The organism is Yinghuangia seranimata (genome assembly GCF_029953285.1).
Lineage (GTDB): Bacteria > Actinomycetota > Actinomycetes > Streptomycetales > Streptomycetaceae > Yinghuangia > Yinghuangia seranimata.
This window is the reverse complement of sequence record NZ_JASAOI010000069.1, coordinates 1-25056: the sequence shown is the minus strand read 5'-3', so window position 1 is coordinate 25056 and position 25056 is coordinate 1. Positions and strand designations below refer to the sequence as shown.

30 protein-coding genes are annotated in these 25056 nt (G+C 72.3%); 24 read left to right on the top strand and 6 right to left on the bottom strand.

Annotated elements, in window-relative coordinates; translation table 11 throughout:
- Positions 1–6: 6 nt before the first annotated feature.
- Complete coding sequence (locus tag QI554_RS37740; protein ID WP_281476978.1) at positions 7–636, bottom strand: hypothetical protein; 630 nt, start codon at positions 634–636, stop codon at positions 7–9.
- A gap of 157 nt (positions 637–793) precedes the next feature.
- Between QI554_RS37740 and QI554_RS37735 the strand changes: the two genes are divergently transcribed.
- A complete protein-coding gene (locus tag QI554_RS37735) occupies positions 794–1216 on the top strand; it encodes a spore germination protein GerW family protein (RefSeq protein ID WP_281476977.1) in 423 nt (140 codons plus the stop codon).
- A gap of 84 nt (positions 1217–1300) precedes the next feature.
- Here the strand turns inward: QI554_RS37735 and ligD are convergent, their stop codons facing one another.
- The gene (gene ligD / locus QI554_RS43480) at positions 1301–3145 is read right to left on the bottom strand and encodes a non-homologous end-joining DNA ligase (protein WP_343230854.1); all 1845 of its coding nucleotides are present in this window, start codon (positions 3143–3145) and stop codon (positions 1301–1303) included.
- Between the two features lie 121 nt (positions 3146–3266).
- Here ligD and ku point away from each other — a divergent pair, with 121 nt between their 5' ends.
- Both ku and QI554_RS37715 read left to right on the top strand, forming a co-directional pair.
- The gene (gene ku, locus QI554_RS37720) at positions 3267–4274 is read left to right on the top strand and encodes a non-homologous end joining protein Ku (RefSeq protein WP_425528126.1); all 1008 of its coding nucleotides are present in this window, start codon (positions 3267–3269) and stop codon (positions 4272–4274) included.
- Positions 4275–5083: 809 nt separating this feature from the next.
- On the top strand, positions 5084–5806 hold the full coding sequence (locus tag QI554_RS37715) for a transglycosylase family protein (protein ID WP_281476974.1): 723 nt from the start codon (positions 5084–5086) through the stop codon (positions 5804–5806).
- A gap of 179 nt (positions 5807–5985) precedes the next feature.
- On the opposite strand, the gene QI554_RS37710 is transcribed toward QI554_RS37715, so the two are convergent.
- Positions 5986–6168, bottom strand: a complete 183-nt coding sequence (locus QI554_RS37710; RefSeq protein ID WP_281476973.1) for a hypothetical protein — start codon at positions 6166–6168, stop codon at positions 5986–5988.
- A 236-nt stretch (positions 6169–6404) separates the two neighbouring features.
- Between QI554_RS37710 and QI554_RS37705 the strand changes: the two genes are divergently transcribed.
- From QI554_RS37705 to QI554_RS37655, 11 genes are all read left to right on the top strand, one after another.
- A complete protein-coding gene (locus QI554_RS37705) occupies positions 6405–7289 on the top strand; it encodes a nitrilase-related carbon-nitrogen hydrolase (protein WP_281476972.1) in 885 nt (294 codons plus the stop codon).
- A gap of 136 nt (positions 7290–7425) precedes the next feature.
- Complete coding sequence (locus QI554_RS37700; RefSeq protein WP_281476970.1) at positions 7426–8883, top strand: aldehyde dehydrogenase family protein; 1458 nt, start codon at positions 7426–7428, stop codon at positions 8881–8883.
- 37 nt (positions 8884–8920) lie between these two features.
- On the top strand, positions 8921–9364 hold the full coding sequence (locus QI554_RS37695) for a hypothetical protein (protein WP_281476969.1): 444 nt from the start codon (positions 8921–8923) through the stop codon (positions 9362–9364).
- Positions 9365–9464: 100 nt separating this feature from the next.
- Positions 9465–10955 (top strand): VWA domain-containing protein, encoded by a 1491-nt coding sequence (locus QI554_RS37690; protein WP_281476968.1) that lies wholly within the window; start codon positions 9465–9467, stop codon positions 10953–10955.
- Between the two features lie 490 nt (positions 10956–11445).
- A complete protein-coding gene (locus QI554_RS37685; RefSeq protein WP_281476967.1) occupies positions 11446–12825 on the top strand; it encodes an MmgE/PrpD family protein in 1380 nt (459 codons plus the stop codon).
- Between the two features lie 210 nt (positions 12826–13035).
- Positions 13036–13212, top strand: coding sequence for a RidA family protein (locus tag QI554_RS37680; RefSeq protein ID WP_281476965.1), 177 nt, complete (start codon positions 13036–13038; stop codon positions 13210–13212).
- Positions 13209–13643: a MaoC/PaaZ C-terminal domain-containing protein gene (locus QI554_RS37675; protein ID WP_281476964.1), complete on the top strand. Its 435-nt coding sequence runs from the start codon at positions 13209–13211 to the stop codon at positions 13641–13643. The genes QI554_RS37680 and QI554_RS37675 overlap by 4 nt, the downstream gene beginning before the upstream one ends.
- On the top strand, positions 13640–14221 hold the full coding sequence (locus QI554_RS37670; RefSeq protein ID WP_281476963.1) for a thiolase C-terminal domain-containing protein: 582 nt from the start codon (positions 13640–13642) through the stop codon (positions 14219–14221). The genes QI554_RS37675 and QI554_RS37670 overlap by 4 nt, the downstream gene beginning before the upstream one ends.
- A 27-nt stretch (positions 14222–14248) precedes the next feature.
- Positions 14249–14704, top strand: a complete 456-nt coding sequence (locus QI554_RS37665; protein ID WP_281476961.1) for a Zn-ribbon domain-containing OB-fold protein — start codon at positions 14249–14251, stop codon at positions 14702–14704.
- Between the two features lie 15 nt (positions 14705–14719).
- Entirely contained in the window at positions 14720–15886 is a 1167-nt protein-coding gene (locus tag QI554_RS37660; protein ID WP_281476959.1) for an acyl-CoA dehydrogenase family protein, read from the top strand.
- Positions 15883–16236, top strand: coding sequence for a cupin domain-containing protein (locus QI554_RS37655; RefSeq protein WP_281476958.1), 354 nt, complete (start codon positions 15883–15885; stop codon positions 16234–16236). The genes QI554_RS37660 and QI554_RS37655 overlap by 4 nt, the downstream gene beginning before the upstream one ends.
- Positions 16237–16280: 44 nt before the next feature.
- Here QI554_RS37655 and QI554_RS37650 read toward each other — a convergent pair whose 3' ends face one another.
- Positions 16281–16889: a TetR/AcrR family transcriptional regulator gene (locus tag QI554_RS37650; RefSeq protein WP_281477076.1), complete on the bottom strand. Its 609-nt coding sequence runs from the start codon at positions 16887–16889 to the stop codon at positions 16281–16283.
- A 177-nt stretch (positions 16890–17066) separates the two neighbouring features.
- Between QI554_RS37650 and QI554_RS37645 the strand changes: the two genes are divergently transcribed.
- The 10 genes from QI554_RS37645 to QI554_RS37600 all read left to right on the top strand — a co-directional run bounded on the left by QI554_RS37645 (position 17067) and on the right by QI554_RS37600 (position 23024).
- A complete protein-coding gene (locus QI554_RS37645) occupies positions 17067–17735 on the top strand; it encodes an FMN-dependent NADH-azoreductase (RefSeq protein WP_281476956.1) in 669 nt (222 codons plus the stop codon).
- 1 nt (position 17736) lies between these two features.
- Positions 17737–18057, top strand: coding sequence for a DMT family transporter (locus QI554_RS37640; protein ID WP_281476954.1), 321 nt, complete (start codon positions 17737–17739; stop codon positions 18055–18057).
- Positions 18058–18135: 78 nt separating this feature from the next.
- Positions 18136–18570: a thioredoxin family protein gene (locus tag QI554_RS37635; RefSeq protein WP_281476952.1), complete on the top strand. Its 435-nt coding sequence runs from the start codon at positions 18136–18138 to the stop codon at positions 18568–18570.
- A gap of 17 nt (positions 18571–18587) precedes the next feature.
- Positions 18588–19004 (top strand): DUF4395 domain-containing protein, encoded by a 417-nt coding sequence (locus QI554_RS37630; protein ID WP_281476950.1) that lies wholly within the window; start codon positions 18588–18590, stop codon positions 19002–19004.
- Positions 19005–19115: 111 nt separating this feature from the next.
- Positions 19116–20153 carry an NAD(P)-dependent alcohol dehydrogenase gene (locus QI554_RS37625; RefSeq protein ID WP_281477074.1) on the top strand — a complete coding sequence of 346 codons (1038 nt, stop codon included), beginning with the start codon at positions 19116–19118 and terminating at the stop codon, positions 20151–20153.
- Between the two features lie 262 nt (positions 20154–20415).
- The gene (locus QI554_RS37620) at positions 20416–20877 is read left to right on the top strand and encodes a SigE family RNA polymerase sigma factor (RefSeq protein WP_425528128.1); all 462 of its coding nucleotides are present in this window, start codon (positions 20416–20418) and stop codon (positions 20875–20877) included.
- Positions 20877–21629 carry a hypothetical protein gene (locus QI554_RS37615; protein WP_281476948.1) on the top strand — a complete coding sequence of 251 codons (753 nt, stop codon included), beginning with the start codon at positions 20877–20879 and terminating at the stop codon, positions 21627–21629. Before QI554_RS37620 ends, QI554_RS37615 begins: the two co-directional genes overlap by 1 nt.
- Positions 21630–21776: 147 nt before the next feature.
- Positions 21777–22124, top strand: coding sequence for a DoxX family protein (locus QI554_RS37610; protein WP_281476946.1), 348 nt, complete (start codon positions 21777–21779; stop codon positions 22122–22124).
- Between the two features lie 94 nt (positions 22125–22218).
- On the top strand, positions 22219–22653 hold the full coding sequence (locus QI554_RS37605; protein WP_281476945.1) for a GNAT family N-acetyltransferase: 435 nt from the start codon (positions 22219–22221) through the stop codon (positions 22651–22653).
- 224 nt (positions 22654–22877) lie between these two features.
- Entirely contained in the window at positions 22878–23024 is a 147-nt protein-coding gene (locus tag QI554_RS37600) for a hypothetical protein (protein WP_281476944.1), read from the top strand.
- A gap of 150 nt (positions 23025–23174) precedes the next feature.
- Here QI554_RS37600 and QI554_RS37595 read toward each other — a convergent pair whose 3' ends face one another.
- Positions 23175–23369: a DUF397 domain-containing protein gene (locus QI554_RS37595; protein WP_281476943.1), complete on the bottom strand. Its 195-nt coding sequence runs from the start codon at positions 23367–23369 to the stop codon at positions 23175–23177.
- Positions 23366–24214 carry a helix-turn-helix domain-containing protein gene (locus QI554_RS37590; RefSeq protein WP_281476941.1) on the bottom strand — a complete coding sequence of 283 codons (849 nt, stop codon included), beginning with the start codon at positions 24212–24214 and terminating at the stop codon, positions 23366–23368. Before QI554_RS37590 ends, QI554_RS37595 begins: the two co-directional genes overlap by 4 nt.
- Positions 24215–25056: the final 842 nt, after the last annotated feature.

Genomic DNA, 25056 nt, shown 5'->3' with positions numbered 1-25056 from the left:
TCGCCGTCAGCTGCAGCTGCCGCCCCCGCAGCTGCTGCCGCAGGAACTGCCGCACGAGCTGCCGCACGAGCTGCCGCAGCTACTCCCGCAGCTGCTGCCCGAGCTGCCGCAGCCGGAGCTCCCCGAATCATCCGAACCGCCGGAGCGTGAGCTCGCGTACGCGCGCTCACGCTCGGCCGCGGCGTTCGCCGCGCGGGCGCTCACGAGGGCCTTGGCTTCGCTGTCCAGGCCGAGTCCGACCTGCCAGTCGATGAGCACGTCGTCGCAGCGGCCGGCCGGCAGCCGGGCGGCCCGCCAGTAGGCGCTGTCATTGAGGAGCCGGCCGCACAGCGCGCCGACTCCGAGCGCGACGAACACGGTGGGGGTCACCGCGATGAGCAGTCCGCCCACGACGCCGCCCCAGCGGCCGGTGGCGGCCAGCCCGGCAGCCAGACCGGTGACCGGCAGCGCCCGGCCGGCCCAGCGGCCCTTGCGCTCCAGGTCGTCGTAGGCGCGCCACGGCGGCCTGGGGAACGTCTTGGCGAGCGACGGCACGCTCTTCTCGGCGCGGACGAACTCACCGACACGATCCAGCTCGTGGGTGTGCATTCCCTGGCCCGCGCGGGTGAGCAGGGCCTTGTAGGCGGCCGCCGCCACGGGGTCCGCCGACAGCCTGGATCCGTCGTTCCGAGCGGCGCGCAGGATCCCAGCACGGGGTGGGGGCGTCCGAGGGATCCCCCTCGGTCCGTGAATGGCGCGACCGCCCCCGGCGGGACATGCTGGCCGTCAGACACCTGACTTCGGGAGGCGGGCCATGTCCATCGCGCACAACGAGTCGACGCCGGCGCATCGCGAGGCCGCGGCGGCCGCGTCGGGGCCGGCCGAAAGGCTGTTGGAGCGGTTGGCCGGGACGCTTGGCAGCAAGACGTCGGTCTCCGCGGCCTTCGGCGACCCCGTCGAGCGGGACGGGGTGACGGTGATCCCGGTCGCGAAGGCCAAGTTCGGCTTCGGCGGCGGGGCGGGCGTCGGAGGGGATGGGACGGAAGGCCCCAACGAGGGCGGTGGAGGCGGAGGCGGCGCGATGGTGACGCCGGTCGGCTACGTCGTCATCCGGGACGGCGACGCGGAGTACCGCCCGCTGCGCGCTGACTGGGAGCCGTGGGCGTTCGGGGCGGCGGGTGCGCTTGCCGCGGTCGTCGGACTGCGGGTGCTGGGACGGCTGTTCCGGCGCGGCTGACCGGTCGGCTGACCGGTCGGCTGACCGGTCGGCGGGGCGGTCGGCGGGGCGGGCCGCCGGGGCGGGGCCCGGCGGCCGGGCCGATCAATCCCCGCGCAGGCGAACGAACTTCACGTACGGCGACCGTCCGACCTCCGCCGTCACCTCGGCCGTGAGCGGCTCGACCAGGTGCACGACGCCTTGGTCCGGGTCCTCTTCCGTGCCGCCCAGCTCGCGTCCGGCGAGTGCCTCGCCGACGTCCCGCGCCTGGACGGCGTTGAGCTTCGGCGAGGTGAACGCCCGCGTCCCGTCGGCGGATTCGGTCAGCAGGGCGCGGGGTCGCCGGGCGGTGCCGGTGTATCCGAGGACGGTGACGTCCGCCGTGTCGGAGTCGCGGATCTTGAGCCACGCGCGGCGCAGCCGGGGCTGGTAGGGGGTGTCGAGCCCGCGCGCGACGAGCCCTTCGACGCCGGTCGGGGCGAGTGCGGCCCGCCAGTCGAGGGCTTCGGCGCGGTCGTCGGTGGCCATGACGAGCTGGAGCGGCGGCCCGGTCCCGTCGAGGAGTTCGATGAGCAGCTCCCAGCGGGTGCGCAGCGGTAGTGCGCGCAGGTCGCGGCCGGGCACGGCGAGCAGGTCGAACGCGACGTAGCCGACCGGCACTCCGTCGCGCTCCCGGCCCCGCGCGGACTGGACGAGCCGGCCGAAGTCGAGGCGCCCTTCGTGCCACGCGCACAGTTCGCCGTCGAGCACGGTGCCGTCGGGGAGTTCGGCGACGGCGGCGGCGACCGTCGGGAAGTCGGGGGCGAGGTCGCGCCCGGAACGGGACTGCAGGACGGCCGGATCGGCGCCGCGGGCGAAGGCGACGGCGCGGAAGCCGTCGAGCTTGATGGAGTACTGGACGCCGCCGGGCAGCGCGTCGGCCCGCGGCACGTCGCCGACGGCCTGGGGGCGCACGACCGCGACGGGCGGTTCGACGGTCCGCGCCGCGGAGTCGACGGGCGTTCGCGGGCGCCTGCCCGCGGGCTTCGGCGCCGGGGCCGCGCGCCGCGGGGTCTTGGGCGCGGCCACGGGCTCGGGCACGCGTCCCGCGCGGTTCGGGTTGAGCAGGGGCGCGAGCAGGTCGCCGTACCGTTCCATGCGCTCGGGCATGTCGTCGATGGTGAAGACGAGGTCGCGCGGGTCGTCCGCGGCGGCCAGTTCGTCCCATCCGACCGGTGCGGAGACGGTCGGGACGCTGCGGGCGCGCACGGTGTACGGCGCCGCCGTGGTCTTCGCGGCGGCGTTCTGCGAGAAGTCGATGAATACCTTGCCGGGCCGCTCGGCCTTGGCCATCGACAGGACGAGCCGGTCGGGGTGCGCGTCGGCGAGCTCCCGCCCGACGGCTTTGGCGTACGCCGTCACCCGTTCGGACGGTGTCGGGGTGATCGGTACGAGCAGGTGCAGCCCTTTCGAGCCGGACGTCTTGGGGTATGCGGTCAGCCCGTCGGCCGCGAGCCGGTCGCGCAGCAGCAGCGCCGCGTCGCGGCAGTCCAGCAGGTCGGCGGGCGGCCCCGGGTCGAGGTCGAGGACGAGCCGGTCGGCCTGCCCCGGCTCGTCCTCGCGCCACTGCGGGGTGTGCAGCTCGGCGACCAGGTTGGCGGCCCACACGAGGCTGGCGAGGTCCTGGATCGCGACCTGGCGGAGGGTTTTGTCGCGGGTGGGCGTCTCGGCGATGTGCACCCAGGGCGGGGTGCCGGGCGGGATGTGCTTCGTGACGAACACTTGTCCGGACGCGCCGTCGGGGAAGCGGACGAACGACAGCGGGCGGTCGTGCAGGTGCGGCAGCAGCGCCGAGGCGACCGCCGTGTAGTAGTGCACCAGTTCGCCCTTGGTGGTGCCCGTGTCGGGGAACAGCACCTTGTCGAGGTGGGTGAGGGTCAGCCTGCGGCCCTCGACCAGGGTGACCGGCACGGTTCCTCCCCGCGCGACATGTCGACAAAAGCGACAAATGGGATAATCAAGGCTACTCCGGGGGTCGACGATCGGAGCATCCGTGCGCGCCATCTGGAAAGGGGCGATCAGCTTCGGGCTGGTGAGCATCCCCGTGAAGGTCGTGTCCGCCATCGGCAGTGAGCACAGCGTCAAGTTCCACCAGATGCACCGGACGGACCAAGGCCGGGTGCGCTACCGCAAGGTCTGCGAGCTGGACGGGGAGGAGCTCGGCCCGGGCGACATCGTCCGCGGCTACGAGGCCGCCGACGGCCGGGTCGCGACGGTCACCGACGAGGACCTGGCCGACCTGCCGCTGCCGACCTCGCGGACCATCGAGGTGCACGGCTTCCTGGCCGGCGAGGACGTCGATCCGCTGCAGCTCGGCAAGCCGTACTACCTGTCGCCTGACACCGCGGGCGCCAAGCCTTATGTACTGATGCGCCAGGCGCTGCAGCGCTCCGGCAAGGCCGCGGTCGCCAAGCTCGCGATGCGCGGGCACGAGATCCTCGCCCTGGTGCGGGCGCACGACGAGGTGCTGGTGCTGCACCAGCTCTACTGGCCGGACGAGATCAACTCCACGGAAGGCGTGGCCCCCACCGAACGGGTGAAGGTGTCGGACGCCGAGCTCGACATGGCCGACACCCTGATCGACGCGCTCGGCACCGCCGACCTCGGCCAGGAGCACGACGACTACCAGGCCGCCGTCGAGGAACTGGTGGCCGCGCGGCTCGAGGGCGCCGAAGTGCCTGCCGAGGCGCCCGCCCCGACCGGCGGCGCACAGGTCATCGACCTCATGGCGGCGCTGCGGCAGAGCGTCGAGGACGCCCGCGGTGCGCGCGAGGCGGCGGGCGGGGCGCCGCGGAAGGCCGCGGCGAAGGCGCCCGCAAAGGCGGTGCGCGGCGCGGCGACGCCGAAGGGCACGGAGGCGAAGAAGTCGACCTCGAAGGCCGCCGCGAAGTCCACGGCGAAGCGGCCCGCCAAGTCGACGGCCAAATCCTCGGCGGGGTCGTCGGCCAAGTCGACCAGGAGCACCGCGAAGTCGACGGCCAAGTCGACCGCCAAGTCGGCGGCGAAGACGCCGGCCCGCCGCCCCCGCAAGACGGGCTGACCGGATCCGGCCGGACGGGCCCGCGAGACGCCGGAGAATCCAGCCGATCGTTTAAATTGCGGCGCCTCGGCGGCGCCGATCTTTATCCTCGGAGAAAAGTGTCCTGGGTCACAGGGATTTTCCGGGGGCGCACGGAATCACCCGCCGTTTTGCGGACCTGGCCGTTGTCTTTCGCGCAGTGAATCCTCGCAGTTGAACGCGGTGGTGCGCCGGGCGCGCGGCGCATTAATACCGCGCCGCGCGAACAACAAGCATGACCCCTGTGTGAGCTCGGTCACGCGTCTATCACAACACGGGCATATAGCTGCTTTACGGACCTGTAAACCTTTTGGTTGCCGCCGTCTTCGACGTGACGGAACGATCACATATCGTCATGCCGTCGCGCAACGTGACACGCCGAACGCGTTCTGTGTATCGCCCGTGAGCAAACCGGGCGAATCGTGCCCCGGCAGTCCCACTGGCAAACCGCGAAACGCTCCCGACACGCTCTCGGCTGCTTCGGAAAAACGCGGGCTGACCTGCATAAACATCGGAGGAGGTTGATTACGCCCTTATAACCTGCTTATGGTCTCGGCAATGTGCAAATCGCACCCTGTGGGTTCTCGGCTCGTTCGTTGAGTCCGGGATCCGCGCCTGGGAGGGACGCGGAACCAGCGATTGCCGGAACACGCACGCCGCAGGGCGTGGGTGTGCCGGCACCCCGTGCGGCACGGCCTTCGGGCCCGCGCCGCCGCATCGCCCCACGGGAATTCCGAGAGGAATGTATGTCTCTCCGTCTCGCTTTCCGCAGCGACAACACCCACCGCGGCATGGGTCGTACCCAGCGCCGCGTGCGCACCGCCGTCGTGGCCGGCGCCGTCGTCGCGGCCCCCCTCGTGGGTGTCGCCACCGCAGGCTCCGCGTCCGCCGCGAGCGTCTCGACGTGGGACAAGGTCGCCCAGTGTGAGAGTGGTGGCAACTGGTCCATCAGCACCGGCAACGGCTTCTACGGCGGCCTCCAGTTCACGCTGGGCACGTGGCGCGCCAACGGCGGCTCCGGCATGCCGAACCAGGCGTCCAAGGCCGAGCAGATCCGGGTCGCCGAGAACGTCCTGCGGAGCCAGGGCCCCGGTGCCTGGCCGGTGTGCGGCGCGCGTGCGGGTCTGAGCCGCGGCGGCGACGCACCGGACCTGGGAACGGCGGGCGACAGCAAGCCCGTCGAGAAGTCCGTCACCAAGACGCCGACCAAGCCGAGCAAGCCGGCCGCGCAGCCGACGAAGCCGAGCAAGCCCGCGTCGTCCCCCAAGACCGAGGCCGCGCCGAAGACCCAGACGGCGCCGAAGACCGAGGCCGCCCCGAAGACCGAGCAGGCCGCCCCGGCGAAGCCCGCGGCCGCCGGTGAGTACATCGTCAAGTCGGGCGACACCCTCAGCCAGATCGCCGCCGACCACTCGGTGCACGGCGGCTGGCAGAAGCTGTACGAGAGCAACCGCTCCGTGGTGGGCGGCAACCCGGACCTGATCTTCCCGGGCCAGCACCTCACGCTGGGCTGACCACCTCCTCCGACGCCTCCGTCGCCACTCCGCGGCCGCCTGCCCGCTGCCGCGCGATGACGGACGCCGGCGAACGCCGAAGGGCCGCCCGCACCATCCGGTGCGGGCGGCCCTTCGGCTGTGTGCTGTGTGCGGTCCCGTCCCGCACGTGGCCGCCGCCGGGCGGCCCGGGGGCCGGCTCAGCCGCCGGCGGGTTCCTGAGTGAGCGTCCCGCAGATGCGCTCGATGCGCCGGGCTATGTCGCCGGCGCGGGCGAGCAGGAGCCGGGCACGCTCCTGCTCCCCCTCCGCCCAGACGTGCGCGTCGTGGCCGGCCGGGGCGTCCACCCCGCCCGCCGGAAACGCGGGACCGTTCTCGTTCATGTTTGGTCGGTTTCCACATCCTTGGGAGAGTCATACGTCTTCTGATGGATCGGACTTCGTGATTCGAATCACATAACACACCGTCAAGATCCGTCACGGGAAAGGACTCGCCGCCCATCCGGGCGGAAGAGGCGCGGTCCGGCGTCGGGCGGCGGTTCGTGTACACCGCCAACTCCGGCTGCTAGATTCCGGCTTGCGAAACGGCGTTCCGAACACTCCGGCCGCGTGGGGGCGCGATGGACGGGTACGACGGACACAGCGGCGGCTCCGGCGCGGCGGGCTGGGACCCGCACTACCGGGCGCTCGCCCTGCGGTCACGGTGCGACGCGGTCGACGCGTTGGCGCCGGAGGACGCGCGGGAGGCCATCGGGCGGGCCATAACCCGGATCCGGGCCGAGACCGCCGCGAGCATCGCCCTCATCGGACCGGACGTGCGCCCCGTGGTGCTGCCCGAGTACGTCCTGGACAAGTACCTGGACGTGTACGGCATCGACGGCGTGCTCCCGGTCGCCCGCACGCCGCTGGGCAACCTGGCGGCGCTGGCCTCTGAGGAGATCCTGTACCCCGAGCCGGCCCGGGCGTTGACGCTGCGCGGCGCCGAGGTGCTGTGCCACTCCACGTCGGAGGCGGGCAGCCCGCGGCCGACCCCGAAGTCGGTGGCGCGGATCGCGCGCGCTGTGGAGAACCACGCGTACGTGGTGTCGGCCAACACGGCGGGCATCACCGGCACGGCGATTCCGGGCGGTTCGACCGACGGCATGTCGCAGGTCGTCGACTTCACCGGAACCGTTCTGGTGGAGGCGGGCGTTGGGGAGAGCATGGTGGCGAACGCCGAGCTCGACCTCGCCGCGCTGCGGCGCACGCGGCGCCGACCGGGCATGGGCAACCTGCTCGCGCGCGGCAAACCCGCCCTGTGGGCGGGCGAGTACGCGCGCGCGACGGGCGAGACGCCCAATGGCCTCATGTCGGAGGGGACGGCGTCCAACGGGGCCGCGGAGGGCGCGGCCGACGGCGAGGCCGCCGCGAAGCCGCCGGATTACACCGTCCCGGACCGCGCGTGGTTCGCGCGCCGCCAGCCCGAGACGCTCGAGCGCCTGATCAAGGCGGGGGTGATCACGTGAGTGCCGGTGTGGGGCCGCGGCGTGCACGCGGGGTGGGCGACGCGCGTCATGAGCGGTCGAACGGCGATCCCGGCCGGCGGGAGTCAGGTCCGCGTCGGGGACCGGCGGCGCGTGTGCGGCGCGGGACGGTGCGGCCGTGACCGGGTCCGACGGCGGCGGGTTCGCCGCCGACGCGCTGCTGCGCGTCCGCGACCCGCGTACCGGGCGGGACGAACGCGCGCTCGCGCCGCCCACCCGGGCCGGACTCGCGGACACGCTCGCCGCGTTGCGGCACGCCCAGCCCGCGTGGGAGGCCCTGGGCGCCGCGGGGCGGGCCGCGGCGCTGCGCGAACTGGCCGTGCAGATCGCGCTCGTCCAGGACGAGCTTGTCGAGGCCCTCGGTCACGACACCGGCCGCCGTACCGAGTCCGTCATGGAGGTGCAGGCCGTCCTCGGCGGACTCGCCCGCTGGGGTGCGGCGCCGACCGAGACCGGCGGCGCCGCGGCGGGTGCGCCGACCGCGCTGCCGTGGATCACCGCGCGCTCGGCCGAACGCCCGTACCAGCTCGCCGCCGTCATCAGCCCGTGGAACTTCCCGCTCCTGCTCGGCACCATCGACCTGATCCCGGCGCTGGCGGCCGGCTGTGCCGCCGTCGTCAAGCCGAGCGAGGTCACGCCGCGCTTCCTGGCCCCGCTTCGGCGCGCCTTGGACGCCGTCCCCGCGCTGGCGCCCGTGGTCGCTCTGGTGGAGGGCGGCGCCGAGGTCGGCGCGGCGCTGGTCGACGCGGCCGACGTCGTGTGCTTCACCGGTTCGGTCGCGACCGGCCGCGCGGTCGCCGAGCGCGCGGCCCGTGCGTTCGTTCCCGCCCACCTCGAACTCGGCGGCAAGGACGCGGCGATCGTGCTGCCCGGCGCCGACCTGCAGCGCGCGGCGTCCGCGATCCTGTGGGGCGCGACCGCGAACGCCGGCCAGTCGTGCCTGTCGATCGAGCGCGTCTATGTGCACCGCAAGGTCTTCGACGAGTTCACCGGCCTGCTGTGCGACCGCGCCGACGCGCTCGGCCTGGCCTGGCCGGACCTCGACGCCGGCGGCATCGGGCCGTTGATCGACCCCGCGCAGGCCGCCGTCATCCGTGAGCACCTAGACGACGCGTACGAGCAGGGCGCGCACGCGCTGGTCGGCGGCACCGTCGAGGAGCTCGGCGGCGGGCTGTGGTGCCGCCCGACCGTGCTGACCGCCGTGCACCACGGCATGCGGGTGATGGCCGAGGAGACGTTCGGCCCGATCGTGCCGCTGATGTCGGTGTACGACACGGACGAAGCGGTGCGGCTGGCCAACGACACGAGCTACGGCCTGTCCGCCGCGGTGTTCGCCGCCGACGAGGACGCCGCGCTCGCGGTCGCGCGGCGCCTGGACGCGGGCGCGGTCAGCGTCAACGACGCGGGTCTGACCGCGTTCGTCCACGACGCGGAGAAGAACTCGTTCGGCATGTCGGGGCTCGGCGGCTCGCGCATGGGCGCCGCGTCGATCCGCCGCTTCGTGCGCCGCCAGGCGTTCCTGGTCAACAACGGGCCCAAGGACGACCCGTGGTGGTGGGACGCGGCGCCGCGGTAGCCCGTACCGGAGGAAAGTCCGCAGAGAGAGGGCACGCATGTCCATCAGGGAAGAGATGCCGCTGCTGGCCCGCCACGAAGGCGAGTGGGAGGGCGAGTACATCTGGGTCGACGCCGACGGCAACGTGACCGACCGGCACGCGACCCACCTGGCCTGCACGTTCCCCGACACCGGTGAGTGGCCGTACTACCAGGTCAACACCTACACATGGCCCGACGGCCGCACCGAGGTCATCCACTTCCCGGCGACGTACAAGGACCGGAACATCTGGTTCGACACCGACCGCATCAACGGCCATGCGTGGGAGGTCGACGAGCGGACGATCTGCCTCACGTGGACGCGCAAGGACGACCCGGGCGGCTTCTTCTACGAGATGATCCAGCTCGACGAGACCGGGACGAAGCGGTCGCGCGTGTGGCAGTGGTTCGAGGACGGCGTGTGCACGAAGCGCACGTTGATCAACGAGCACCGGGTGGCGTGAGCCGCTGACGACCTGCCCGACCGCGCCCGACCGGGCCCGGCGGTGCCCGAATTCCGGGCAGGTGCAGCGGGGAACCGGCGGGCGCAGGACACTGTGGGGCATGACGACGACCCTCACCGCCGGTGCCAACGTCCCCGTCCCGGCCGGGGATCTCTCTCTGGTGGTCCGCTGGTCCCCGGGCGCGCACGGATACGGCGCCTCGGCCGTGGACGCGTCGGCGCTCCTGGTCACCGCGGCCGGGAAGGTCCGCTCCGACGACGACTTCGTCTTCTACAACCAGCCCCAGGCGGCGGGCGGCGCGGTCGCCCACCAAGTGGGCGCGCAGCAGGGCGTCGAGTTCCTGACGGTGCGTCCGGGGCTGCTGCCGGCCGACGTCGACCGGGTCGTGGTGGCGGCGTCGGTGCACGCGGGGACGTTCGCGGCGGTCACCGGGCTCTCGCTCGACCTGGTGGACGCGTCCGGCGCGCAGCTCGCGACCTACCCCGTGCAGGCGCGCGGCAGCGAGACCGTGATGGTGCTGGGCGAGCTGTACCGGCGCCAGGGCGCGTGGAAGTTGCGCGCCATCGGGCAGGGGTACGACTCGGGACTCGCGGGGCTGGCGACCGACTACGGCGTCTCGATCGCCGAGGACGACACGGAGCAGTCCGAGGCGGTGGCGGCGCCCGCCGCGGCGCCCTCGTTCGCGCCCCCGGCCGCCCCCGCGCCGTCGTTCGCGCCGCCCACGGCTCCTGCCCCGTCGTTCGCCCCTCCGGCCGCCCCCGCGCCGTCGTTCGCGCCGCCGCCCGCGCCCGCCGGCGCGGGCGACGCCACCGTGCGCCTGCCCAACCCCGCCGACGACCACGAGGTCGCCGCGCTGCCGCCGCAGATGGGCGCGATGGTCTCGCTGCGCAAGGAGACCGTGCGGGTCACGCTGGAGAAGAAGGGCCTTACCGGTGTGCGGGCCCGCGTGGCGATCGTCCTGGACCGCTCCGGGTCGATGCGCAAGCTGTACGGCGAGGGCGCGGTCGGCCGGCTCGTCGAGCGGATGGCGCCGGTCGCGGCCAAGCTCGACTCGGACGGCTCGCTGGACGCGTGGATCTTCGCCGACGACTACAGCCGCCTGCCGTCCTTCCGTGTCCCCGAGCTGGCGCGCTGGATCGAGCAGCACGTGTACATCGTGTCGAAGGGCCAGCAGCTGCCGCCGCTGCCGAACGGCTCGCCGCGCGTCCCGGACCAGCTGGAGCGCATCCGCGGCGGCAACAACGAGCCGCCGGTCATCAACGACATCGTGCGCCTCTACACCAGCCAGCCGGGCGACCCCGTCCTCGTGCTGTTCTTCTCGGACGGCGGCATCAACCGCAGCCGCCAGATCGGCGAACTCCTCACCCAGGCCAGCACCCTGCCGATCTTCTGGCAGTTCGTCGGCCTCGGCCGCGCCGACTACGGCATCCTCGAGAAGTTCGACACGATGCCGGGCCGCGCGGTCGACAACGCGGGCTTCTTCTGCGTCGACGACCTGGACAAGGTCACGGACACCGAGCTGTACGACCGTCTGCTGAGCGAGTTCCCGCAGTGGCTCGCGGCCGCCCGGCAGCGCGGCATCATCCGGTAGCCGCCGACACGTGGACGGGCCCGGCGCGTTCCGCGCCGGGCCCGTCTTTTGTTCGCCCCTGGGAGCGGGTACAAAGAACTCGGCAAAACTGGAACAGGGAACCGCTCTGCGAAACTGCTTCGCACGACGGAGGTGCTCCGGTGACCCGGCTGCGCATTACGTACGGCCCCTGGGGCGAGACGCTCGCCGAGCTGCGCGCGGCCGCGGCCGCCGCCGAGCGGGTCGGCGCCGACGTCGTGTGGGTGCCCGAGCCGCACCGCAGTTCCACCCCGTGCGGAGGATGGCGCAAGCCGGGACCGAACCGGGTTCGCCGTACGCGACGTTCGAGGACCGCCGTACGCTCGCCGACCCGCAGAGCGAGGCGCGCGGCCTGGTCGTCGAGACCGAGCACCCGCGCTACGGCGCGCGCATACGTACTCCGCGATCCCCTCGGGTACGACGAGGACAGGATCGCGGCACTGGGCCGCGCCGGTGCGTTCGGGGAGCAGACATGACCGTCGCCGCACACCTGACCTTGTGGGCCCTGGGACTGACGAACGACACCGCACCCGACGAGGTCAGGGACGCGGCGTGCCGCGGCCTGCTGGACGGCGTCGGCACCGCCCTCGCCGCCGCGCGGCTCGGCGCCGCCGAGCCCGCGGTCGGCGTCGCGGCGGCGCTCGGCGGGCCGCGCAAGGCCACGGTGATCGGCTCGGGCGGTCCGCGTATCGGCGCGCCCGCGGCCGCATTTGCCAACGGCACCCTCGTCCACGCCCTCGACTTCGACGACACGCATCCCGGCGGGCTGGTGCACTCCACCGCGCCGGTGCTGGCCGCGGCGTTCGCGGTCGGCCAGGAGCAGCGCGCGACCGGCGCCGAGGTGCTGCTGGCGGCCGTCGCCGGGATGGAGACGGCGTGCCGGATCGGCGCCGCCGCGCCGCACGCGTTCCACGCGCGCGGCATACACGCGACCGGCGTCGCCGGGGTGCTCGCCGCGGCGCTGGTCAGCGCCCGGCTGATGCGGCTGGACGTCGACCGCACCGTCAACGCGCTGGGCATAGCCGGGAGTTCGGCGGGCGGGCTGCTGGAGTTCCTGAGCACGGGATCGGCCACCAAGCAGCTGCACCCGGGGCAGGCGGCCTCGAACGGCATCCTCGCCGCGCGGCTCGCCGCGGCCGGCGCGACCGGGCCCGACACCGTGTTCGAGGGCGAGTTCGGGGTGTTCCGCGCGCTCGCCGGGCGGACCGTCGCCCCGCACCAGGTACTGGGCGGGCTCGGCGACCGGTGGGAGCTGCTGCGTGTGACGCCGAAGCCTTACCCGTGCTGCCAGTTGATCCACGCCTCGCTCAACGCCGCCCAGACGGTCGTCGCGAGGATGGCCGAGGCCGGGCTGACCGCCGCCGACGTCGAGTCGGTCAAGGTGACCGTGCCGAAGGAGGCCGTGCCGATCGTGTGCGGGCCGGACAAGGCGTACCCGAAGACCGTCTACGACGCGAAGTTCTCGCTGGCCTGGACGCTCGCCGCGATGCTCACGGACGGCTCGGTCGGCGTCGACACCTACTCCGAGGGCTGCACGAGACGCGTCCAGCTGAACGAACTCGCCCAGCGCGTCCGTTTCGTGCAGGCGCGCGGGGACGGCGAGGCGGCGACCGCGCCGGGGCGACTGACCGTGCGGTTCCGCGGCGGCCGCCAGGAGCGCGCGGAGGAGCCGGCGACGACGGCGATGTCGGACACCGCGCTCATGGCCAAGTTCCACGCCAACGCCGGTGGCATGACGCCCGATTCGGAGCACCTGGCGGCGCAGCTGCGCGCGCTGGGAACCGTGCGCGGGCTCGGCCCGCTGCTGGATCTGACGGCGCAGGTGGCGGCCGGGAAGGGCAGCGTCGCGTAAGGCAGGGATCCGCACGATCAGGGGGAACAGCGATGCCGTACGCACCGATCCGACCCGCCGACTTCCCGTGGTTCCGCTACGAGGGCTACACCTTCTCGCTCGGGCTGGCTCGCACGCTGCCCGACGGCGGCACCGAGGCGGTCCTGTCCGGGCAAGCACTCGGCGTCGGAGTACGACCCGGACGCCGGGCGGATCGTCGTCAACGGCGGCATGGCCCGGCAGACCCGCACCGCGTACGCCAAGATCCGCGCGATCCTCGCCGCGGCCGGCCTCGGCCTGGACGACGTGACGCGCGTGGTGGAGAACGTCACCGCCCGCTACACCGACCAGCACGGCGCACCGCTCGCGACCGACGAGGAGACGATCATTTGGACGGCGCAGCCGTGACCGCTGTGCGAGGCGGTCTCCCGGCGGCGGGCACCGACGTCCCGCCGCTGGAACGCACGATGGACCGCGTGTCGATGGTCGCCTATGCGGGTGCGACCTGGGACTGGCACCGCATGCACCACGACGACACGTGGGCGGCCGAACGCGGGCTGCCCGCCCCCGTGGTGGACGGCCAGGTGTTCGGCGCCCTGCTGGCCGAGCAACTGCTCGACTGGCTCGGCCCGAACGCGCGCCTGACAGCGTTGCGGTTCCGCTTCCGGGGCCTGGTGTTCGCGGGCGAGCGGGTGCGCTGCACGGGCCGGGTCACCGCCGTCCAGGGCGACACGGTGACGGTCGAGCAGGAGGTCGTCGTGCTGGGCGCGGACGGCGCGCCGGAGCGCGTCGCCGTCGGCCCGGCGGGTGCCACCGTCGTCGTGGGGAGGCCGGTGTGACCGCGGCGATCGTCGGCGTCGCCGAGTCCGACCTGGGCGTCACCGTCACCGTCCCCGACGGCGGCGGCGCGGTCGTCGTCACGTCCCTCGAACGGGCCCGCGACCTGCGTCCGGACCCCGTCGTGGTGCTCGGATACGGCGAGTCGACCACCAACTCCGGCATGGCGGCTGTGGATAACCTTCTGCGCCCCGGCTCGTTCGACGCCGCAGCGCGCGCGTACGGGATGGCCGGGCTCGGGCCCGCCGACGTGGACGTCGTCGAGGTGTACGACTCGTTCACGATCACCGCGCTGCTCGGCCTGGAGGCGGTCGGCTTCTGCGCGCCCGGCGAGGGGCCGGATTTCGTCGCGGACGGGCGGCTGCGGCCCGGCGGCGCGCTGCCGTTCAACACCAGCGGCGGCGGTCTGTCGTACAACCACCCCGGCATGTACGGCCTCTTGCTGCTGGTCGAGGCCGTGCGGCAGCTGCGCGGCGAGTGCGGTGCCCGCCAAGTGGCGGATCCTTCGGTGGCGTTGGCGCATGGCACCGGCGGCATCTTCTCGACACATGCCACAGTGCTGCTGGGCCGGGACCGATGAGGCGCGTAATGCGACAGGCGGGGACGAATGGGTACTGAAGCGAGCACTGCCGAGCACACCGGCGGCAACGCCGAAAGCCCGCCGGAATACCGCGTTCCGCCGCCGGACGAGGTCACTGCGGGCTGGTGGGACGCGACCCGAGAGCGCCGCCTGGTCGTCCAGCGGTGCCTGGATTGTGCACATCTCCAGCACTATCCGCGCGCGTTGTGCACAGCCTGTGGAAAAACTTCGCTGGAGTTCACCGACGTGTCCGGCCGCGGCCGGATCGACACCTACTCGGTCACCCACCGCGCGCCGCGCCCCGACCTGACCCCGCCCTACGTCGTGGCGCGCGTGCGCCTCGCGGAGGGCCCCGTCCTGCTCACCAACATCGTCGACTGCCCCCTCGACCGGCTCGCCTGCGATCTGCCGGTCGTCCTGGCGTGGCGCCCGCTGCCGGACGGCCGCGCGCTGCCAGTCTTCCGACCGGACCCCGACGCGTGAGGCGGCGAACACCCCGTGGACTTCGAACTCAACGACGAACAGAAGATGTTCCAGCGCACGCTGCGGGACTTCGTGCGCAAGGAGGTGGAACCGGTCGCCGCCGAGTGGGAGCGTACCGGGCGCTACCCCACGGAAATCGTCGACACCATGCGGTCGTTGGGCCTCTTCGGTCTGACCGTGCCGAACGAGTACGGCGGACTCGCCGTCGACATGGTGTCGTTCGCCCTGGTCTTCGAGGAGATCTCGCGCGGTTGGATGGGCGTCGCGGGCATCCTCGGCTCGCACTCGCTCGCCTGCTGGATGATCGCGCGGCACGGCACGCCCGAGCAGCGCTCGCACTACCTGCCGAAACTCGCGAGCGGGGAATGGCGTTCGGGCATCGCGCTGACCGAGCCGGACGCCGGAACCGACCTGCAGGGCATCCGTACCACCGCGCGGCTCGATGGTGACACCTACGTCGTCAACGGCGCCAAGACCTGGATCACCAACGCGCGGCACGCCGCCGTGTTGCCCGTGCTCGTGAAGACCGACCCCGAGGCGGTTCCCGCGCACCGCGGCATGAGCGTGTTGCTGATCGATACGGACACGCCCGGGTTCGAGGTGCTGCGCGACCTGCCCAAGCTCGGCTACAAGGGCCCCGAGTCGTGCGAACTCCTGTTGACGGACGTGCGGGTGCCTGCCTCGCGGCTGCTCGGCGGCGTCGAGGGCGTCGGGATGAAGCAGGCGCTGTCCGGCCTGGAGACGGGGCGCATCAACGTGGCGGCGCGCGCGGTCGGGGTCGCGCAGCGGGCGTACGACGAGGCCCTGGAGTACTCCCGGCAGCGGCACGCCTTCGGGCAGCCGATCAGCGGCTTCCAGGCGGTCCAGCTCAAGCTCGCCGACATGGCCGCCGGCGTGCAGGCCGCGCGGCTGCTGGTCTACTGGGCGGCGTCGCGCGCGGACGCGGGCAAGCGCGTGGACATGGAGTCGGGCATGGCCAAACTCGTCGCGTCGGAGGCGGCGCTCACCTGCTCGCTCGACGCGATGCGGATCCACGGCGGGTACGGCTACTCGCAGGAGTTCGTCGTCGAACGGCTGTACCGGGACGCGCCGTTGATGGCGATCGGCGAGGGCACGAACGACATCCTGCGGACGGTGATCGCGAAGTCCCTGGTGGCGGGCGTCGAGGCGATCGGGGGGTGAGCCCGCGGGGGCCCGCGTTGCGGTGGCGGGACTTCGTCATGCCGTTCACCGCGACGCCGGTGCGGCTCGCGACGCTGCGGTGGGACGCCGGCTCGGGTGCGGTCTCCGCGCTGGTGCGGTTCCCGCCGGGGTGGGCGCGGCCGACCGCGGTCGCCTATGCCTTCGACGAGCATTTCCTGCTGCTGTCGGGCGAGTTGCGCATGAACGGGAGCACCTACCGGCCCGGCCGGTGGGTGACCGTGCCGGGCGGCGGCACACGGTACGACTCGTCGGCGCCGTGCGGGGCGGTCGCGCTGGCGTGGTTCACGGGCGATCCGGGTGCGGTGGTGCGCGCCGAGGGGTCGGCCTGATCCCGGCGCGCGGGCCTGCCGCCTGAGGGGTTCCCGCCGCCGCGTCAGGGCCCGGTCGGGCCGCCCAGCACGCCGTACGCCAGCACCTCCAGGCTCGCGCTGATCCGGTCGATGCCGATCCCGCGCTCGCGCTGGCTGCGGAAGAGCTCGGGCGCGAGCGGCGCCAGCAACTGGTCGGCCAGCGCGTCCGGGTCGGGCGCGCCCGCTTCGGCGGTGAGGTGGCGCACGTGCAGGCGCCAGAACGCGTACGCGCCCGTCTCGTACCGTGCCGATCCCGTCTCCGCGCCGAGCACCAAGTGCACGTGGGTCTCGAGGAGTTCGACCATCGCGGCATAGAAGGCGGCGAGCCGTTGGGCGGGCGTCACGTCGTCGCCTGGTCCGCCCTGACCGCCGGGGCCGAGCGGGGCGGGGCCGCGCATGAGCTTCTCCTGGAGCGCGCGCTCGTGCTCGTCCAGCAGTGCGCGGGCGATCGACGCTCGGTCCGGGTAGCGGCGGTAGAGCGTGCCGCGGCCGATGCCGGCCGCCTTCGCGATGTCGTCCATCGTCACGCCGGCCGGGTCGCGGTCCGCGAACAGCTTGGCCGCCGCCGCCAGGACGCGCGCGCGGTTGCGTGCGGCGTCGGCGCGCTCGCGCGGGGGCGGCGGGTCGGCCATCGGCAGCGGCGGGGCCCCGGGGGTCGCGGGCGGGTTCGGCGGTCGGCTCATGGCCTCACTCTAGGCAGCAAGTGGACACGGAGTCCACTTGTGCGTAGGGTTCGGGACGTCGGCAAGCGGACAGTCTGTCCACTTAGCTGCTCGTCCTTCGCACGCCTCTGACCAGGGAGTCCCGCCGTGTCCCAGCTCCTGCACCTCGACAGCAGCGCCCGCACCGACTCGTTCTCCCGGCGGCTCGGCGCGGCCTTCGCCGACCGCTGGCGGGCGTCCGGCGGCGGCGTCACGTACCGCGACCTGGCCGCCGACACACCGCCCGCCATCCGCGAGGGCTGGACGCGGATCTGCGACACGCTGCTCCGCGAAGGCATCACCGACATCGCCCGGTACGCCGACGCGGTCCGCACCGACGAGGAGCGCGAGGCCTGGGCGGTCGTCGAACCGCTGCTCGCCGAACTGGTCGCCGCCGACGTCGTGCTGATCGGCGCGCCGATGTACAACTTCGGCGTCCCGGCCGCGCTCAAGGCGTGGATCGACCAGGTCACCTTCCCCAAGATGGTGCTCGCGCCACGGAAGTTCGTCGTCGTCTCGGCGCGCGGCGGCGCCTACGGGCCCGGCATGCCGCGCGAGCCGTACGACCACCAGGGCCGCTACCTGCTCGACTTCTTCGCCGGGCACTACGCGGTCGAGGACGGGACGGTCATCAGCGCCGAGCTGGTCAACGCCCTGGTCGACCCGGGCCTCGCCGAGCGCGTCGAGCAGCACCGCGCGTCCGCCGCGCAGGCCGTCCGCGACACCGAGGAGCTCGCCGCGAAGCTGGCCGGGTTCGCGATCCCGAGGGAGAGCTGACATGCCGTGGGTCTGGCTGCTGCTCGCCGGCGTCGTCGAGGTCGCCTGGTCGCAGAGCATCAAACCGACCGAGGGCTTCACCAAGCTTCCCCAGACCGCGCTGTGCTTCGTGCTCATGGTCAGCGCCGTCTACCTGCTGTCGCGCGCCATGAAGGACCTGCCGACCGGGACGTCCTACGCGGTCTTCACCGGCATAGGGACCATCGGCGCGATCGTGCTCGGCGTCGTCGTCCAGCACGACGCCCTCAACCTCGGGCGCGTCACCGCCCTCGTGCTGCTCGTCGCGGGCCTGACCGTGGCCCGGCTCACGACCACCGGGTGAGGGGCCTGCCGGCCGTGAAGGCGCCGGGGAATCCGGCGATCGGGAATAACTCCGGCGCCTTCACGTGTTGAGCGCCGCATGTCCGCAGGAATCATCGTCGTCGCCGTGGTGCTCGCCGCCGCGACCGCGGTGGGCCTGTGGCGGCGCCGGAACGACGGAAGGATGCGGGACGTGGCGGAGCGCACCGAAGCCGCGGCACCCGCGCTGGACCCGGCCGAGATCGGTGTGACGCTCGGCACCAGGGCCACCTTCGTGCAGTTCTCCACCGCCTTCTGCAGCCCGTGCCGCACGACCCGCCTCCTGCTGGGACAGATCGCCGGCGAACTCGACGGCGTCGTGCACGCCGAGGTCGACGCCGAGAAGCACCTCGACCTGGTCCGGCGGCTCGACATCAGCCGCACCCCGACCGTGCTCGTGCTGGACGCGCGCGGACACATCGTGCGGCGCGCCACCGGCGTACCGCGCCGCCAGGACGCCCTCGCCGCCGTGGCGCTGGCCGTATCGCCCGCCTGACCCGCAGGAGCCGTCACATGGGTCTCGACCCGCGCGGGCCGCGCTTCGCGGCCGCCCTCACCTCGCTCGTCCTCGCGATCGTGCTCGTCACCGGGAGCGGATGGCTGCTCGCGGCACAGGCGCTCGTGTTCGCGATCGGCGTCTTCGCCGGGCCCGGGCGGGCACCGTACGGGCTGCTCTACCGGCACCTCGTCGCGCCGCGCCTCGCCCCGCCCACCGAGCGCGAGGACCCGCGCCCGGTGCGGTTCGCCCAGGGCGTCGGCCTCGGCTTCGCTGTCGTCGGCACCGCCGGCTACCTCGCCGGCGCCACCGCGCTCGGCGTCACCGCCACCGCGTTCGCCCTGTTCGCGGCGTTCCTGAACGCCGCCTTCGGGCTGTGCCTGGGCTGCGAGATGTACCTGCGCTACCGGCGCCTGGCCCCCGCCAGGGACTGACCGCGTCGTCCGAGGGGCGGAATTTCTGAGCGCACAGGGAGTTGGCCTTATACGGCCCCCTATGTCTCGCATGCCTCCGGAGCGATCGACACCATGAGCAACACCACCGATCTGACCGCCGTCGCCGCGTACGCCGCCCCCGCCGCCAAGGCGCCGCTGGAACGCACCACGATCGCGCGTCGGCCGGTCGGTCCGCACGACGTCCTCATAGAGATCAAGTACTCGGGCATCTGCCACTCCGACATCCACCAGGTGAAGGAGGAGTGGGGCGAGTCGCTCTTCCCGATGGTGCCCGGACACGAGATCGCGGGCGTCGTCACCGCCGTCGGAGACCAGGTCACCAAGCACAAGGTGGGCGACCGCGTAGGCGTCGGCTGTTTCGTCGACTCCTGCGGCGAGTGCGACAACTGCAAGGCCGGTATGGAGCAGTTCTGCCTCACCGGTGCCACCGCCACCTACCCCGTCGACCCCAACGGCGACCACATGTACGGCGGTTACAGCACGCACATCGTCGTCACCGAGAACTTCGCGCTGAAGATCCCCGAGGGCGTCGCGCTCGACGTCGCCGCGCCGCTGCTGTGCGCCGGCATCACCCTCTACTCGCCGCTCAAGCGCTGGGGCGCGGGCCCGGGCAAGAAGGTCGCCGTCGTCGGCCTCGGCGGGCTCGGCCACATGGGTGTCAAGATCGCCGCCGCCCTCGGTGCCGAGGTCACCGTGCTCAGCCAGAGCCTTCGCAAGCAGGAGGACGGGCTCCGCCTCGGCGCGGAGGCCTTCTACGCCACGTCCGACCCGGCGACCTTCGAGGAGCTGGCCGGCTCGTTCGACCTGATCGTCAGCACCGTCTCGGCGAACTTCGACCTGAACGCGATTCTCGGCCTGGTCAAGACCGGCGGCGTGTTCGTGAACGTCGGCGCCCCGGCCGACCCGCTGCCGGTGCACCTGTTCTCGCTGATCGACGGCAACAAGACGCTCGCCGGCTCGATGATCGGCGGCATCGCCGAGACCCAGGAGATGCTCGACTTCTGCGCCGAGCACGGCCTGGGCGCGGACATCGAACTGATCGACGCCGACCGGATCAACGAGGCCTACGACCGCGTCCTGGCCGGCGACGTGCGGTACCGCTTCGTGATCGACGCCGCGACCATCTGACGACGTCGCTCCACCCCTGCAACGAGGGCGCCCCCGATCCGTCGGGAGCGCCCTCGCTCGCATTCCCCGACGGTGATCCGGGTCACACGGGCGCGCGCTGTGCAGCAACCGTCGCGGGGCGGTCGTCGAGGAGGGGTGCAGTGATCGCACCCGAGGAGGAACGCGTGGACACGTCGACAGGCGGCCGGTGAGGCTGCGCAGGGGCAGTCCGGGCCCGGACGAGATCGACTTCGTCGAGTTCGTGACGGCGCGCTCGGCCGCGCTGTTCCGCACCGCGTACGTCCTGACCGGCAACCGCGAGACCGCCGAGGACCTGCTCCAGGAGGCCCTCGAACGCGCCTGCCGCAACTGGAAACGGGTCACCGCGGCGGACTCGCCCGAGGCCTACGTACGCACGATCGTGGTCAACCTGGCCAACGACCGGCGGCGTCGGCTCAGGCGACGCGGAGAGGAACTGCCCGTCGTTCCCGACCGCACCGACCCGCACGACGCCTACCGGCAACTGGAACAGCGCGACGAGCTCATCCGCGCGCTCCAGGCGCTGCCCGTGGGCATGCGCACGGTCGTCGTCCTCCACTACCTGCACGACATGGACGACCAGGGCATCGCCGCGACCCTCGGCATCACGCCCGGGTCCGTGCGCTCGCAACTCTCGCGTGCCCTCGCGAAGTTGCGCGCCAACGCCGCCGCCCTCACCCCGCTGCCCCACCTCGAAGGTGCGTGATGACTGCACTCCCTCCCGACGACGACTTCCTCGGAAAGGCACTGGTGCACGCCATGGACGAGTTCGCGGACAGCGCACACCCCCCGGTCATCGACGCAGCGGCCATCGCCCGCCGAACCCGGCGCCGCCGCACGGTCATCACGACGGCCTCGGCCGCCGCCGCCGTCCTCATCGCCGCGGGCGCCGCCGTGGCCTTCCAGCAGTCCCCGGACAAATCCGCCTCCACCGCCACGGCCACCAACCCGGTCCCGACCGTCTCGGCTGCGGGGGTACCGACGGTTCCGCCGTGCGTCGTCGCGGTCCCGTCGGGCGCTCCGACTGTGCCGTCGGTGTCGCCCACGCCCGGTCGTCCGGCCGGGCCGCCGCCTCCGGGGGTGCCGACCGCGATCCCGAGCCACCTGGGCGCCCCGACCGCGGCCCCCGGCGTGCCGACCATGGCGCCGGGCGGGCCTACCCCGCCCCCCGGAGTGCCGACCGCAGTGCCGGCGGCGCCGACCGCGCCGACCGCACCACCGGCCGTCCCGACCGTGACGCCGAGCCTCCCGGGCAACCCGCCCCCGTGCCTTCCCCTTACCACGGCGGCTCCGACAACCCCGCCGACGGTCCCGGGCCATCCCGTTCCCCCGACGAGCATCCCGACCGTGATGCCAGGCGCCCCGACCCCCGTGCCGACCACCGCCCCGGCCGGTCCGACCACCGTTCCGACACCCCCGTCCGTCCCGACGGCACCCGCGATCACCGTGACTCCGTAGCCGGCCGGTCTCCGCCGGTTTCGACGTCGACGGCGATCGGCTGTCACACATCGCGGACGTGCTCCGTCAGTGCGATGTCCGGGTCCGCAAGCGAGCCGGGTCACCGCGCCGCAAGCGCATCCGCCGCGTCGATCCAAGGAGTCCGCCATGTCCGTCGCCTACACCGTCGTTGCCGTCGTCAGTGCGCTTTGGGTCGGATTCTCCGGATTCTCGCTGCTGCGCCGGGCCGACTTCGTGACCGCGCCGCTCATCCAGTACGGCGTGCCGCGCTCCGCGTGGACCCTGCTCGGCCTGGCCAAGTCCGCAGGAGCCGTCGGCCTCCTGGTCGGCCTTGCGGTCCCCGCCATCGGCATCGCCGCGGCGGTCTGCCTGATCCTGTACTTCCTGGGCGCCGTCGTCACCGTCCTGCGCGCCCGCTCCTACAACACGGTCGCCTTCCCGGTCCTGTACCTGGCCCCGGTCGTCGCCACCCTGGCCCTCGGCTTCACCGCCTGACCCGGAAACCCCAGTGCCGCCGCCCACGGGCGGCGGCACTGCCGCCGTCGCCCCGACGGTAAACGCCCGCCGCACCGTCCCTATCGTTCCCACCATGAAGATCGTCGACCTCGAGCCTGCCGACCCGCGCATCGCCGACGTCCTGCCCGTACTCCGCGAACTGCGCCCCCACCTGACCGCGGACCTCTTCGCGCAGGTCTACGACGAGGGCTACCGCCAAGGCCTGCGCTTCACCGCCGTGTTCGACGACAACGGCCGCTGCGTCGGCGCGGCCGGCTGGCGCGTCCAGGTGAACACCGTCTCGCTGCGCGCCCTCCACGTGGACGACCTGGTCACCGCCGAATCCGCCCGCTCGACGGGAGTAGGCGGCGCCCTCTTGGCCCACCTCGAAAACCACGCCCGCGAACGAGGCTGCCGCGAACTCACCCTGGACTCCGGCACCGCCCGCACCGCGGCCCACCGCTTCTACCTCCGCGAACGCCTGGACATCACCGCGTTCCACTTCGTGAAGCAGCTCGACACACCCTGACCTGCGGCTTAGCCGGCTTCGGGGGTGCCTTAGACCGCATCATCAGCACCTTAGACGCCCCCTGAGCCACCTCAGCCCGAGCCATGGCGAATCCGCCCTCCAAGATCGGGCATCCGTCCGATGCCCGGTACCCCACTGGGAGACGAATCTTGAGTCATGCCCGGAGAGACACCGGGAACCCGGAGCGGAAAGCCCGCCGAGGGAACGGACTTCAAGGAGTCACCGTGATCGAGTACCAGCTCTTCCAGACCCGGTCCCACGAGATGCGCGAGGTCGCCGCCCACGAGCGCGTCGTCTCCACCGCCCTCCGCACCCGCCGCGCCGCCCGCCGCGCCCGCCGCGAGGCCCGCACCACCCACCCCGCCGCATGACCCCGACGAACGGCCGACGCCCAGCCCGGCCACCCTGTACCGACGCAGACCCACCGAAGGGGTCCGGACGCCACAAAGCGTCCGGACCCCTTCGGCATTTCCAACAAGGGCGGACGCTCCATACAGACGCCGCGACCTTCGCAGCGTGCGTCAGCTCGCCTTGAGCGCCCGAGCCAGTGAAGTCCACGACGACGCCGAGACCATCAGGTGCCCGCGCGCCGGTTCCTTGCTGTCACGCACAGGGACGACTCCTGGGATGCCGTCGCAAACCTCTACGCAGTCGCCCCCCTGTTGCCCGCTGTAAGACGATTTCCGCCACGTGAACCTGGAACGTGCAGGCGTCATTCTGTGCCCTCCAAGAGGTCTCTCAGGTGCCGTTCCGTCCGGGCGGGGGCAAGGGTGTCGGACCGGAGCAGATCGTATCGACGCTGAACCTCCGCCACGGTCTGAGCGTTGGTGGTCATACGCCCCTCCGACATGTCCTCGGCGTACGTACATTCTCCCTTGCCGGGGACGGTGAACAGCACGAAAGCGCCATCCATGCATGGGTGCAAGCCGACGTCGATCGGGACCATTTCGAGGACGACGTTCTCCCGCTCGATCATGTCGAGCATGAGGAGGAGCTGAGGCTTCGCCACCTCGGGGTTCCGCATCAGCCGGAGCAGCGCGGCCTCGTCAACGATGGCCCAGTATTCGGGTGGTTCGGAGGCCAGCAGCAGGCGCCGCCGCGCAAGTCGGCGTTCAACCCACATTTCGGCCCGTGCCGCTGGTACGCGGGCGCGCTTCAGCAACTCCCTTATGTACTCCTCACATTGGAGGAGCCCAGGGATCACCTGAGGTTGAAACGTCCGAATCCGCGTCGCAGCCCTCTCCGTCTCGGCGAAGCTCTCGAACCATTCCTTGGGATCCGGCGTGAGCTTGCGTGCATGAGACGCCGTTGCGATGAGGAGTTTCGTAGCCCCGGTCGCCGCGTCGAGTTGCGCAGCGAACTCGGGACTGGGTGTCCGTTCGCCTGTCTCGATCTGTCCAACGAACGACCCTGTTGAATGCAGACGATTGCCGAGTCGAGATTGCGTCTCCCCGTTCGCAGTTCTAAGAAACCGCAGGTAAGCACCGAACAGGTGCCAGAGCGACGCTTCCGGATCAAGTTCTTTCGGAGCAGGCATCGTTGACCTATCCCACAAGTCCAACTGCTGGATCCTGGACCGTTCCCACGGTACGCCTGCGGGTGTTCGCTGGGTGACAGATCGGTTACCCAGGGAGGCGAATATGGTCGAGGGGCCGCGCACTAGCCGTATGACGATCCGCACGTATGTGGCCGGTACCGAACCAGGCCCGGTCACGAACGTAGTGCGGATGCGAGACCCGCTGACCGTCGTTCCGTCGTCCGTAGCCTGCCCACCATGCCAATGCCGCAGATGCAGCGGGAGAGCGTCGGACGAGCGAGGACCCGCGCCTGATGACGCTTGAACACTCAGCCCGGCAGTCATGAAACACCCAGGGCCCGTCAAGCTCCGGGTTTTAGCGCGGCGCGGCCAACGCCGCGCCGCGCAAAACTCGTTCAAGACCCGGCCCGGCCGGACGTATTCGGCCCAGAGTTGCGTGACGAGCGAGCGCGCCTCTGGCGCGGCAGCGCCACTCGATCAACCCGGCACCCCAGCCTCGACGGTGTGGAGCGCTCGTCGGGGGACGCTTTGCCTTTTCCGCGGCGCGACCTTGGTCGCGCCGCGGAACCTGTACGACATTCCACCAGGCAGCCGAAGCCGATCCCCGCGGTTGGCGTCGCAGCGCCTCCACGTCCCAGACCCGCAGTGCGATAGCGCAAAAGCTCCACCGGGTACCGGTTTTGAGCGCGGCGCGGCCTGTGGCCGCGCCGCGCAACACGCCCTCAAAGAGCACGCCCACCTGTCCGAGGCCCTTGGCGTCGATCCTCGCGGTCAGCGTCGCACGGCCTCCACGTCCGAAACCCGCAGCGCTAGGGAGCAACGGCCCGACCGGAAGTACCGGTTTTGAGCGCGGCGCGGCCCACGGC

Coding starts and splice junctions, on each gene's coding strand:
- QI554_RS37615 (WP_281476948.1), top strand. CDS start 20,877: ATGACTGCACTCCCTCCCGACGACGACTTCCTCGGAAAGGCACTGGTG.
- QI554_RS37650 (WP_281477076.1), bottom strand. CDS start 16,889: ATGGCCGACCCGCCGCCCCCGCGCGAGCGCGCCGACGCCGCACGCAAC.
- QI554_RS37710 (WP_281476973.1), bottom strand. CDS start 6,168: ATGAACGAGAACGGTCCCGCGTTTCCGGCGGGCGGGGTGGACGCCCCG.
- QI554_RS37680 (WP_281476965.1), top strand. CDS start 13,036: ATGGCCCGGCAGACCCGCACCGCGTACGCCAAGATCCGCGCGATCCTC.
- QI554_RS37640 (WP_281476954.1), top strand. CDS start 17,737: ATGCCGTGGGTCTGGCTGCTGCTCGCCGGCGTCGTCGAGGTCGCCTGG.
- QI554_RS37705 (WP_281476972.1), top strand. CDS start 6,405: ATGGACGGGTACGACGGACACAGCGGCGGCTCCGGCGCGGCGGGCTGG.
- QI554_RS37605 (WP_281476945.1), top strand. CDS start 22,219: ATGAAGATCGTCGACCTCGAGCCTGCCGACCCGCGCATCGCCGACGTC.
- QI554_RS37635 (WP_281476952.1), top strand. CDS start 18,136: ATGTCCGCAGGAATCATCGTCGTCGCCGTGGTGCTCGCCGCCGCGACC.
- QI554_RS37595 (WP_281476943.1), bottom strand. CDS start 23,369: ATGACGCCTGCACGTTCCAGGTTCACGTGGCGGAAATCGTCTTACAGC.
- QI554_RS37630 (WP_281476950.1), top strand. CDS start 18,588: ATGGGTCTCGACCCGCGCGGGCCGCGCTTCGCGGCCGCCCTCACCTCG.
- QI554_RS37695 (WP_281476969.1), top strand. CDS start 8,921: ATGTCCATCAGGGAAGAGATGCCGCTGCTGGCCCGCCACGAAGGCGAG.
- QI554_RS37690 (WP_281476968.1), top strand. CDS start 9,465: ATGACGACGACCCTCACCGCCGGTGCCAACGTCCCCGTCCCGGCCGGG.
- QI554_RS37735 (WP_281476977.1), top strand. CDS start 794: ATGTCCATCGCGCACAACGAGTCGACGCCGGCGCATCGCGAGGCCGCG.
- QI554_RS37665 (WP_281476961.1), top strand. CDS start 14,249: ATGGGTACTGAAGCGAGCACTGCCGAGCACACCGGCGGCAACGCCGAA.
- QI554_RS37715 (WP_281476974.1), top strand. CDS start 5,084: ATGGGTCGTACCCAGCGCCGCGTGCGCACCGCCGTCGTGGCCGGCGCC.
- QI554_RS37610 (WP_281476946.1), top strand. CDS start 21,777: ATGTCCGTCGCCTACACCGTCGTTGCCGTCGTCAGTGCGCTTTGGGTC.
- QI554_RS37685 (WP_281476967.1), top strand. CDS start 11,446: ATGACCGTCGCCGCACACCTGACCTTGTGGGCCCTGGGACTGACGAAC.